This window comes from Actinosynnema sp. NPDC037264, assembly GCF_055603705.1.
In genome coordinates, this window is record NZ_JBVJVK010000058.1 from 39,763 (window position 1) to 49,718 (window position 9,956).

Sequence of the window (9,956 nt, forward strand, 5' to 3'; positions counted from 1 at the left end):
GGACGATAGATCGTCGTGCCCGCCCCGTACGCGGACGCGGCCGTCCGGCACCCGCTCGCGGTGGTGACGGGGACGGGCATGCTGGTACACCACGGACCGCGAACTCCCAGAGGGGGCGGGGATGGCGAGGCTGCTGGCCGCGTTGGACGAGCACGTCACCGTCGAGTGGGGCAAGTTCGGCCTCATCGACGACGACCGGGTGGAGCCCGGCGAGCCGGGCTGGTCCGCGCTGGGCTCACCGGAGACGATGCTGACCGGCAAGAACGGCGCCGTCTTCCGCAGTGGCGGTGCCATGCACCTGGCGGCCGTGCGGCTGGAGTCGTGGGACGGGCCGGCGGACTCGCCCGAGGGGCGGTGGGACGTGGTGTGGGAGGACGAGATCCCCCTCACCTCCGGGGTGCTGCGACTGGTCACCGTGACGACCTGGGCGCCGGAGGGGACCCTGCGGCTGAGCGGTCCCGGTGTCCACGCGATGCGGGTGCACTGCCGCGGCCGCGAAGCCGCCGCCGAAGTGGGTTCCCTGCCTTACACGGAAGAGGTCGTCGAGCACTGGGTCATGCAGTTCTGGCCCCGGTGAGCGGCGGGACGGACGGGTCGACCGCCCGTCCCGCCCACCGTCACGGCGTCGGGTCGACGTGGAACGCGTCGCTGTCCAGGATGCGGTCGTAGGAGTACCACGCTCCCAGCCAGGTGCCGGCGGCCTCGTTGTCCGGGCCGGAGATGCGGCTCACCGAGAATCTCCCATCCCCGCGGGCCGCTCCCTGGTGGGTGGTGTTGAACGGGTACTCGTCACACTGGTACTTCCCGCCCTCGGCGTAACCGGAGCCCCATTCGGCGACGCACGCCTTCACCGCCTCCGCGCGGTTCTGGTTCGTGTTGTTGAAGTACCAGCGGGTGAGCGATTCGCCATTCACCGCACCGGGGATCGTCTTGCCGTCTATGCGCGGGATGGTGAGCTGCGGTGACTGCTGGGCGAGCCGGTAGTGCGCCGCCGACTCGGTCATCGCCGCGAATTCCGGCCGGCTCACCGGGATGTGCATGACGGCCTTGACCCTGCTGAAGATCGCGGCGTTGTTGCCGTTGAGGTTCAGGTAGTTGACGGTGTCGTACCGGACCTTCTGCGGCGGGCTGTCCTTCGTCTGGGGCTGCGAGCCGGGCAGCCCGACCACCCTCGCCGTCGCGCGGGACCAGAAGTCCATGTAGCCGAGCCGGTTGGGGTTCTCCGGCGTCAGCGCAGGCGCCGTGGACGTGAAGCGCGTGGCGTAGGCCGGCACGCGCTCCCACTCCGCGAGCGACTTCTCCAGGTCCGTCGGCTGTCGTGGGTCCTCGGTGCACTCGTCGCCGTTCAGCAGCGCGACGCACTCCAGGTCGAGCTTGAGGAACGTCGCTTCCTTGAGCGCCGGGGTGTTCGAGACGATGTCGTCGACGAACGTGACGAACCGGACCGCCCGGTCGCGCTCCGACCCGAAGCCCAGGATCGTGACGCGGAAGGTCGACTTCACGGTGACGCACTGGTTGAGCACGCAGATCCGGTCGCCCTTCTCGCCCTTCATGATGCGGCAGAAGGCGTAGTGGTTCTTGATCCACCCGTCGTCCGAGCCGGCGACGTCCGCGTGCTCGTGGCACTCGTCCGGGCCGGTGATGTAGTCGTACTCGAACGGCGGTGGTGACCAGCCCTGCGCGGTGAGCTGCGGCGGGCCGTAGTCCGACCGGTAGGTCGCCTTGGCGTCGCGGTCCTCCTGGCGCAGTTGCTCCAGGGTGGGCCGCGGACCGGTGCGCGCCCCCGTGTCACCGGTCGCCCCGACTTCGTTCGCCGGGTAGAACTTCAGCTCCGAGGACACCACCGTGCCCTTCGACAGCAGATCGGGCGGAATGGAATCGGGGGCAGCCGAAGCCGGCAGTGCACCACCCGCCACCGTGACCGATGCGATCAGTCCCGCCAGCAGGACACGAATCCACCCGCGTGAACGCGTTGAATGATTTTTCATCGCTCGCCTTCGTTGTCGTGAGAACAACGGCTTGAGAGGCAGCGAACAGTAAATCCCCCCAGCGCGTTACCGCGCTCAAATCACGCAGGACCCCCGTCCAGCAATGTGCCTCCCCTGCACGACCGCGAAGCTAGCAGCGCACAGCGACACCTGACAACATCTTTGAGTTATTCCAGATCGGCTCGCATTGATCATTCGAGGCGGCGGCGAACAACGGCATTTATCGGTGTGATTCCACGCGAGCAGCCCCGGGTCGCCGGGCGGCGGGATGGTCACCACTTCCCGGATCGTGCGGACCGGCGTGTCCTCCCACGAGTAGACCAACCACTCCGGCGTGAACGGGTCCGCCTCCGGCGAGGGTTCCGCTGCGTGGCGTTGGTCGGTGTCGAACAGGAGGTCGTACCTCTCCGCGTCGCCATCACACCGGAAACCGAGGACACCGTCGCTCATGGGCACGACGTGCTCAGAGAGCGCTGTCTGCTGTTCGTTGCCGCGACTCGCGCCCGAGACGCCGTTCGGGTCTCGTACAGCCAGGCCGGAAGTCCATGCCTCGGCGTAACCAAGAGTTGAAGGTTTTTCCCCAGCTTCCAGGAGATTCTCCGCGCAAGCTTCAAATAGGAGTTCAAAGATACGCTTGAAGGTGTGAATGCCGAGGAGATGACGGAGCACCTCAAGTCCTATGCCGGTACCCGCGTGATGGAGGCGTACGGCGACACGTTCTTCCTCTACGACCCCGACGGCGATCTCCCGCCGGAGCGCCGGCTGCCGTTCGCGACGATCGTGACCGGCGACAACTACGAGCGGGTGTCCCGGTTGAGCGAGCCGGGGGCCTACCGGCTCAACATCGGGCTCACCAAAGCGACTTACACCGCGATGTTCGGCGCCGTGCCGACCGAGCGCGACGAGGAGGGCGTGCTGGAGACCGGGTTCGACTACGCGGAACGGGATCGCGTGATGCCGCACCCGGTCTACGCGTCGCAGCACTGGGTCTGCGTGGTGTCGCCGGACGAGGCGACGCTCGACGCCGTCCGGCCGCTGCTCGCCGAGGCGCACGCGTTCGCGGCGCGCAAGCACGCCAACCACGCCCGGCGGACCGGGTCCTGAGGCCCCCGGCGCGGGATCGCCGCGCCGGGGGCCCGGCTCAGTCGGACACCGGGTGGATCAGCTCCACGCTGCCGCGTCTCGCGGCCCAGTGGTCGATCGCCTGTCCGCACGCCTGGTCGAGGTGGCGGACGCCGGTCAGGTCGACGCGGACGTGCTTGCTGTCCGGCACGGCCTCCAGGGTCTCCAGCAGGCCCGGCAACTTGAGGAACGTCGCGTTGCCGCGCACCGCCACGTGGTGGTGGTCCTCGCCGTGCGCGGTCACCGTGACGGTCAGGCGGGACATGTCCCAGGCCGTCTTGACCACCGCCGCGAGCAGGCCCGCCAGGGTGCCGGTGAGCAGGTCCGTCACCACGATCAGGCCCGCGGTGAGCACCAGGACGGCGGCTTCCGCCCGGTGCGCGCGGGCGAGGGCCAGGACCTGTCCGAGCGCCAGGAGCTTCCACCCCGCCTGCACCAGCAGCGCGGCCAGGACCGCCAGCGGCACGTAGGACAGCACGCCCGGCAGCAGCACGACGAACACCAGCAGCCACACGCCGTGCAGCACGCGGGACAGCCGGGTGCGGGCGCCTGCGTCCACATTGGTCGCGCTGCGCACGATCACGGCGGTCATCGGCAACGCGCCGAGCACACCGCACACCGCGTTGCCGACGCCCTGCGCCACCAGCTCCCGGTTGTACCGCGTGCGCGGCCCGCTGTGCATGCGGTCCACGGCCGCCGCGCTGAACAGGCTCTCCGCCGACGCCACCAGGGCGAACGTCAGCATCGCGCCCAGCACGCCCGCGTCCAGCGGGGAGAAGTCGACCAGGGACACCACGTCGGTCAGCGGGCCGACCGAGATGCGCGGCAGCGGGAGCAGCGCGCCCACCGCCGAGGCGACCACGACGGCCACCAGCATCCCCGGCACGGCGCGCCACGGCGTGCGCTTCCACAGCCACGCCACGACCAGCGTCAGCACGCCGACGGCCAAGCCGCTCAAGCCGACCGCCGTCGTCACCGCGGTCCGCGCGAGGTCGGCCAGGCCCGCGAACTTCTCGCCGGTCGTGGCGGGCTGGTCCTGCCCGCCGAACGGGTAGAGCTGGCCGAGCACGAGCACCAGGCCGATGCCCGCGAGCATGCCCTGGACCACGGCCGGCGAGATGGCGCGGAACCAGCGGCCCAGCCGCAGCAGGCCCAGGGAGATCTGGAGCAGGCCCGCGCCGAGCACGATGAGGCCGAGCGCCGCCAGGCCGTGCTCCGCGACGGTGTCCGCGACCAGCACGGTCAGGCCCGCCGCCGGGCCGCTGACCTGCATGGTGCTGCCGGGCAGCAGGCCGACCACGAGGCCGCCCACCACGCCGGTGATGATGCCCAGTTCCGCCGGCACGCCGGAGGCGACGGCGATGCCCACGCACAGCGGGAGCGCCACCAGGAAGACCACCAGCGAGGCGCCGACGTCGGGCCAGAAGGTCGGCGGCGCCGGTCGTTCGGTCCGGGTGCTCACGCGCCGACCCCCAGATCGTTCACGGTGCGTGATGTCGTGCGGGTGAAGGGTTCGGGCTCGCCGGCGGGCCCGCGTCCCATTTTCCGGGAAACGCGAGGTGAATGCGCACGGGCGGGCCGGAGCCGTTGACGGAATTCCATTCGGTTTACCCCACTCGTCGTTGGTCGGACGATGCGATCTACTGGCGGTGGGGCGCCGATCAGTTCCGGAACACCTGTAAAGCCGACGGCGTGGTCCAGGAACGGAGGTGTTCTTCGCGGCCTCGTCCTACGGGCGGCGATGTGCTCACGGTAGCGCGGCGGGTCGTGCCGGGAACGTCGCGGTGAGAGCGCGCGGCCGGTCTGGCCGGCCACGATCGGGTGGACCAAGATCGCGGCTCGGGGCCCTGGCGGCACTCGCGGGCGGGTTCTTCCTCCGAGCCGGCCGCGCTGTGCCCGACCGGGACGGCGCGCACGACGCCGACGTGGCCGAACGGGGAGGGTGCGAGCACGGCGACGAGCGCCAAGGCCATCGCGACGACGACGACACGCGCCATGACACCCCCCGATGAGCCGCGCCTGTGATCAAGTGTCACAAATCCGGGTGACGTGACGGTTAATCCGGAACCGCCTACGCCCACTCCGCCCGATATTCACTCGATGGTTCGTGACGCAGATCATCTACCGGGTATTTCAATCACTGTGAGTGATCGAAATACCCTGTGCGGGGTGGAGACTGGCACGCCGGCGGACATCGCCGCACAACTGCAAGCCGATCTGGAGCAGTACCCGGACGAGCGGACGCAGATCCTGATCGAGGCAGCCGAGACGTGGCGCCAGGCCGGCGAGGGCGAACGTGCCGTCGCACTGCTGGAGCAGGCCGTCGCCGAGGGCGGTGAGGACGCCGACGAGGCCCGCGTGGCGCTGGCCGACGTGCTGTTCCCCCTCGACCGGGTCGAGCAGGCCGAGGCCCAGCTCGACACCCTCCGGCGCGAACGGCCGCCGTCACCGGCGCCGTACCACCTGGCGGCCGAGCTGCTGGAGGAACGCGGCTCCCTCGACGAGGCGCTGACCTGGTACGGCATGGCCCTGTCCCGGTTGACCGAGGAGGAGCTGGCGCAGCGGTCGGGCGAGTTCGGGTTCGCCTCCTACGCCAACACCGTCCTGGCCGGCCGGCGACGTGTGCGCCAGGCCCTGGCGATGCCCCCGGACGAGCTCGACGAGTCGGTCCGGTCCATGGAGGACCACGCGGAGGAGTTCGCCCGCGCCCTGACGCCGCGGGCGTCGCCGAAGGAGGCGCGGGTGCTGTTCTGGCCTCGCGGCGAGATCTCCCGCGCGCACGAGACGTGGCCGCGGCTGGTGCAGCACGCTGACGAGGAGACCGTCCTCGCCGACCGCGAGGCAGCCAACCGCGAGCTGTCCGAGTCGGGCGTCGCCCGGATCACCATGGTGCCGCTGACCGTCCACCGGCTCTTGGACTTCGCGGCCAGGACGGGTGGCGATCCCGCCGACGAGCAGATCCGCCTGGCGTGCCTGGCGGAGATCGTCGAGGAGGGCGGCGCGGTCGCCTGGCCACTCGCCCGCAACGCGCCCTGCTGGTGCGGTTCGGCCGCCAAGTACAAGAAGTGCTGCGGCCGCCCAGGCCGGTGAACCACGCCTAAGAGAGGGCTGCGAGGGTGAACGAGGCGGCAGCCGCGACCGAGAGCAGCGCCCGGACGTGGTTCATGGGCACCCACTCGCGGAGGTAGCGGGTCCAGTACTCGGTCGTGCCGAGCCGTTCGAGCTCGTTGTTGCGCGGGATGTGGAACGCGCCCGTGAGCACGATCCCGCCGAGGACGTAGAGCGCCGCGCCCGCCCACGCCCAGGGGTCGCCCTCGAACGCCGCGACCACACCGACCACCGCCGTGCCGACGAAGACGCCGATGAACGCGGGGTTCACCACGGCGAGGTTGATCGCCCGCATGGCGGCGACGCCGACCGCCGGCTCGGCCCGCCGCAGCCCGGGCATGACCATCGCGGAGAACGCGAAGAAGACTCCAGCCATCATCCCGCAGCCGAGGGCCGCGATGATCGTCACCGTGGGGAACATGGACCCAGTCAAGTGGACGGGTCCTCGACTTTCCATCGCTCGACGCCTCGATCGCATACGCGAGCGTCTTAGGCTGGCGGCCGTGGACGTTCTCGCCGGGCTGCTGGACGGGCCGCGCGCCCGTGGCGCGTTCCTCATGCGCACCGTCCTGGACCCGCCGTGGTCGCTGCGCATCGAGGACCGCGCGCCGTTGACCGTGGTGGCGATGGTGCGCGGCGGCGGGTGGTTGCTGCCGCACGACGGCGATCCCGTGCCGCTGGGCGCCGGTGACGTCGCCGTGCTGCGCGGGCCCGACCCGTACGCGTTGGCCGACGACCCGGGCACGCCCGTGCAGGCGGTGGTCCACCCCGGCGAGATCACCACCACGCCGGACGGCGCCGCGCTGTGCGAGCAGTGGGGCCTGGGCGTGCGCACGTGGGGCGCGAACCCCGACGGGTCGGTGGTGATGCTCAGCGGCACGTACCAGTTGGACGGCGAGGTGAGCCGACGGCTGCTGTCGGTGCTGCCGCCGTTCCTCGTGGTGCCGCGCGCGGAACTGCCGCTGGTGCCGCTGCTGGCCGACGAGATCACCCGGGACGAGCCGGGCCAGGAGGCGGTGCTGGACCGCCTGCTCGACCTGCTGCTGATCTCCGTGCTGCGGTCGTGGTTCTGCCGTCCGGAGGCGGAAACGCCGACCTGGTACTCGGCGCACGCCGACCCCGTGGTGGGGCGCGCGCTGCGCCTGCTGCACGGCGACCCGGCGCGTCCGTGGACGGTGGCGACGCTGGCCGACGCCGTCGGCGTGTCCCGGGCCGCGCTGGCCAGGCGGTTCACCGAACTGGTCGGCGAACCGCCGATGGCCTACCTGACGGACTGGCGCCTCACCCTGGCCGCCGACCTGCTGCGCGAACCGTCCGCCACCGTCGCCGCGGTGGCCCGCCAGGTCGGCTACAGCACGGCGTTCGCGCTGAGCACGGCGTTCAAGAGGGAACGCGGCGTGAGCCCCTCCGAGCACCGCGCGGGCGCGTGAGCGGAGCCGCTAGGCGCCGATCAGGCGGGCGGCGAGGTAGCCCTCCAGCTGGTCCATCGACACCCGCTCCTGCGACATGGTGTCGCGCTCCCGCACCGTCACGGCGTGGTCGGTGAGGGTGTCGAAGTCGACCGTCACGCAGAACGGCGTGCCGATCTCGTCCTGCCTGCGGTAGCGGCGGCCGATGGCGCCCGCGTCGTCGAACTCGATGTTCCAGTGCTTGCGCAGCGCGTTGGCCAGGTCCTTGGCCTTCGGCGACAGGTCGGCGTTGCGCGACAGCGGCAGCACGGCGGCCTTCACCGGCGCCAGCCTGCGGTCCAGGCGCAGCACGACCCGCTTGTCCACCCCGCCCTTGGCATTCGGCGCCTCGTCCTCGGTGTAGGCCTCCAGCAGGAACGCCATCATCGGCCGGCCGACACCCGCGGCGGGCTCGATCACGAACGGCCGGTAGCGCGAGTTGGTGGCCTGGTCGAAGTACGACAGGTCGACGCCCGAGTGCTCCGAGTGCGTGGTCAGGTCGAAGTCGGTGCGGTTGGCGATGCCTTCCAGCTCACCCCACTCCTGGCCGCCGAACCGGAACCGGTACTCGATGTCGACGGTGCGCTTCGAGTAGTGCGACAGCTTCTCCTTGGGGTGCTCGTAGTGCCGCAGGTTCTCCTTGGAGATGCCCAGCTCGTTGTACCAACGCGTGCGCTCGTCGATCCAGTACTGGTGCCATTCCTCGTCCGTGCCCGGCTCGACGAAGAACTCCATCTCCATCTGCTCGAACTCGCGCGTGCGGAAGATGAAGTTGCCCGGCGTGATCTCGTTGCGGAAGCTCTTGCCGATCTGGCCGATGCCGAACGGCGGCTTGCGGCGCGACGTGGTCTGCACGTTGAGGAAGTTCGTGAAGATGCCCTGCGCGGTCTCCGGGCGCAGGTAGTGCAGGCCCTCCTCGGTCTCCACCGGGCCGAGGTGGGTCTTGAGCAGGCCGTTGAACATCTTCGGCTCGGTGTACTGGCCGCGGGTGCCGCAGTTCGGGCACGGCACGTCGGAGACGTCGCCCTCCGCGACCTGCTTGCCGGTGCGCTCGGCGTACTCCTCGACCAGCGTGTCCTGCCGGAACCGCTTGTGGCACGAGTTGCACTCGACCAGCGGGTCGACGAACGCCTCCACGTGACCGGACGCCGCCCACACCTCGCGCGGCAGGATCACCGACGAGTCGAGGCCGACCACGTCCTCGCGGCCGCGCACCATGAAGTTCCACCACTGGCGCTTGATGTTGTCCTTCAGCTCGACGCCGAGCGGACCGTAGTCCCAGGCCGACCTGGTGCCGCCGTAGATCTCGCCGCACGGGTAGACGAACCCGCGACGCTTGCACAGGCTGACGACGGTCTCGATGCGATCGGCTGCCACGGACACTCCATCGGGAGATGCAGAAAGGGACGGAAACGGGCTTGCCAGGGTAGTCCTTGCCGTCGGGCAGCCCTCGGGCGACCGGGCCGCACCCGTGCGCGCACGTTCCGGTGACGGCGGCGTCCGGAGGCGGGGTCGCGGGACCGGCCCGCTCAGCGTGGAGTCGTCGGACCTGCGGCTTCGCCGAGGCGGACGGTGCCGGCGTCGTGCGCCAGCAGGCTCACCTCGCGGCGGACCGCGCCGTCGGCGGCCACCAGCAGCGGTTCGTAGGCGGCCGGCTCGTCGGTGCTCGCCTCCGACAGCAGGGGGATGACGTGCTCGCGCACCTCGAACGGCGACAACGCCCGCCGGTAGGCGACCACGGAGTCGAACTCGACCGTCAGCACGAAGCGGTCCGCCTCGTCGGTCGACCGCGACAGCTGGGCACGTCGGCAGCCGGGCTGGGCGGTGAGCAGGGCCAACGCCCGGTCGACGCGCCCGGTGAACGCCTCGACCCCGGTTTCCGCCACGGTGAAGCGGCACACGAGCAGCACGGTGCAAGGATGCCACGGTGGCTGGTGACTCGAAGCGGACCCTGATCCCCGGTGCCGGACCGCTCTCGCGGGTGCCCGCGCCGGCGGCGTTCCTGCTGGTCTTGGCGCTGTTCCTGGCGGGCGTGTGGCTGCGGGGCACGGTGGGCGCGCTGCTGCTGGGCCTGCTGGCCCTCGGCGTGGCGGCGCTGCTCGCCACCACGTGGCCCCTGCTCACGCCGAGCGCACGCGTGTTGAGACTGCTCGTCCTGGCCGTGCTGGTGCTCGTCACGGTGTCCGTGCTCTAGCTGTACTGATTCGTGACGTTGTTGATGCTTAGGGGGCCAGTCGGGTGATGGGTGGCTGGCCGCCCAGGGCGCTGTGGGCGCGTCGGGTGTTGTAGT

The 9,956-nt window shown here is 70.6% G+C and carries 11 protein-coding genes; 5 read left to right on the forward strand and 6 right to left on the reverse strand.

The features are described 5' to 3' along the window. Nucleotides 1-121: 121 nt before the first annotated feature. Nucleotides 122-577 (forward strand): hypothetical protein, encoded by a 456-nt coding sequence (locus tag ACZ7GX_RS37340; RefSeq protein WP_498784018.1) that lies wholly within the window; start codon nucleotides 122-124, stop codon nucleotides 575-577. 40 nt (nucleotides 578-617) lie between these two features. On the opposite strand, the gene ACZ7GX_RS37345 is transcribed toward ACZ7GX_RS37340, so the two are convergent. Then, on the reverse strand, nucleotides 618-1,841 hold the full coding sequence (locus ACZ7GX_RS37345; RefSeq protein ID WP_498784020.1) for a NucA/NucB deoxyribonuclease domain-containing protein: 1,224 nt from the start codon (nucleotides 1,839-1,841) through the stop codon (nucleotides 618-620). A 222-nt stretch (nucleotides 1,842-2,063) separates the two neighbouring features. Next, the gene (locus ACZ7GX_RS37350; protein ID WP_498784023.1) at nucleotides 2,064-2,657 is read right to left on the reverse strand and encodes a hypothetical protein; all 594 of its coding nucleotides are present in this window, start codon (nucleotides 2,655-2,657) and stop codon (nucleotides 2,064-2,066) included. Here ACZ7GX_RS37350 and ACZ7GX_RS37355 point away from each other — a divergent pair. Continuing rightward, entirely contained in the window at nucleotides 2,646-3,092 is a 447-nt protein-coding gene (locus ACZ7GX_RS37355; protein ID WP_498784024.1) for a DUF6194 family protein, read from the forward strand. The genes ACZ7GX_RS37350 and ACZ7GX_RS37355 overlap by 12 nt on opposite strands. 37 nt (nucleotides 3,093-3,129) lie before the next feature. Here ACZ7GX_RS37355 and ACZ7GX_RS37360 read toward each other — a convergent pair whose 3' ends face one another. Beyond that, the gene (locus ACZ7GX_RS37360) at nucleotides 3,130-4,572 is read right to left on the reverse strand and encodes a SulP family inorganic anion transporter (RefSeq protein WP_498784027.1); all 1,443 of its coding nucleotides are present in this window, start codon (nucleotides 4,570-4,572) and stop codon (nucleotides 3,130-3,132) included. A gap of 707 nt (nucleotides 4,573-5,279) precedes the next feature. Between ACZ7GX_RS37360 and ACZ7GX_RS37365 the strand changes: the two genes are divergently transcribed. Next, nucleotides 5,280-6,200, forward strand: coding sequence for an SEC-C metal-binding domain-containing protein (locus tag ACZ7GX_RS37365; RefSeq protein ID WP_498784029.1), 921 nt, complete (start codon nucleotides 5,280-5,282; stop codon nucleotides 6,198-6,200). A gap of 7 nt (nucleotides 6,201-6,207) precedes the next feature. On the opposite strand, the gene ACZ7GX_RS37370 is transcribed toward ACZ7GX_RS37365, so the two are convergent. Beyond that, nucleotides 6,208-6,639 carry an anthrone oxygenase family protein gene (locus tag ACZ7GX_RS37370; RefSeq protein WP_498784031.1) on the reverse strand — a complete coding sequence of 144 codons (432 nt, stop codon included), beginning with the start codon at nucleotides 6,637-6,639 and terminating at the stop codon, nucleotides 6,208-6,210. A gap of 82 nt (nucleotides 6,640-6,721) precedes the next feature. Here ACZ7GX_RS37370 and ACZ7GX_RS37375 point away from each other — a divergent pair, with 82 nt between their 5' ends. After that, nucleotides 6,722-7,648 carry an AraC family transcriptional regulator gene (locus tag ACZ7GX_RS37375; protein WP_498784033.1) on the forward strand — a complete coding sequence of 309 codons (927 nt, stop codon included), beginning with the start codon at nucleotides 6,722-6,724 and terminating at the stop codon, nucleotides 7,646-7,648. A 9-nt stretch (nucleotides 7,649-7,657) separates the two neighbouring features. Here ACZ7GX_RS37375 and ACZ7GX_RS37380 read toward each other — a convergent pair whose 3' ends face one another. Next, nucleotides 7,658-9,043, reverse strand: coding sequence for a glycine--tRNA ligase (locus ACZ7GX_RS37380; protein ID WP_498784035.1), 1,386 nt, complete (start codon nucleotides 9,041-9,043; stop codon nucleotides 7,658-7,660). A 152-nt stretch (nucleotides 9,044-9,195) separates the two neighbouring features. Beyond that, nucleotides 9,196-9,576 (reverse strand): antibiotic biosynthesis monooxygenase family protein, encoded by a 381-nt coding sequence (locus ACZ7GX_RS37385; RefSeq protein WP_498720217.1) that lies wholly within the window; start codon nucleotides 9,574-9,576, stop codon nucleotides 9,196-9,198. 17 nt (nucleotides 9,577-9,593) lie between these two features. On the opposite strand from ACZ7GX_RS37385, the gene ACZ7GX_RS37390 reads away from it, so the two are divergent. Further along, complete coding sequence (locus ACZ7GX_RS37390) at nucleotides 9,594-9,860, forward strand: DUF6703 family protein (RefSeq protein ID WP_498784037.1); 267 nt, start codon at nucleotides 9,594-9,596, stop codon at nucleotides 9,858-9,860. The last annotated feature ends 96 nt before the right edge of the window (nucleotides 9,861-9,956 follow it).

Coding starts and splice junctions, on each gene's coding strand:
- ACZ7GX_RS37340 (WP_498784018.1), top strand. CDS start 122: ATGGCGAGGCTGCTGGCCGCGTTGGACGAGCACGTCACCGTCGAGTGG.
- ACZ7GX_RS37355 (WP_498784024.1), top strand. CDS start 2,646: ATGACGGAGCACCTCAAGTCCTATGCCGGTACCCGCGTGATGGAGGCG.
- ACZ7GX_RS37370 (WP_498784031.1), bottom strand. CDS start 6,639: ATGTTCCCCACGGTGACGATCATCGCGGCCCTCGGCTGCGGGATGATG.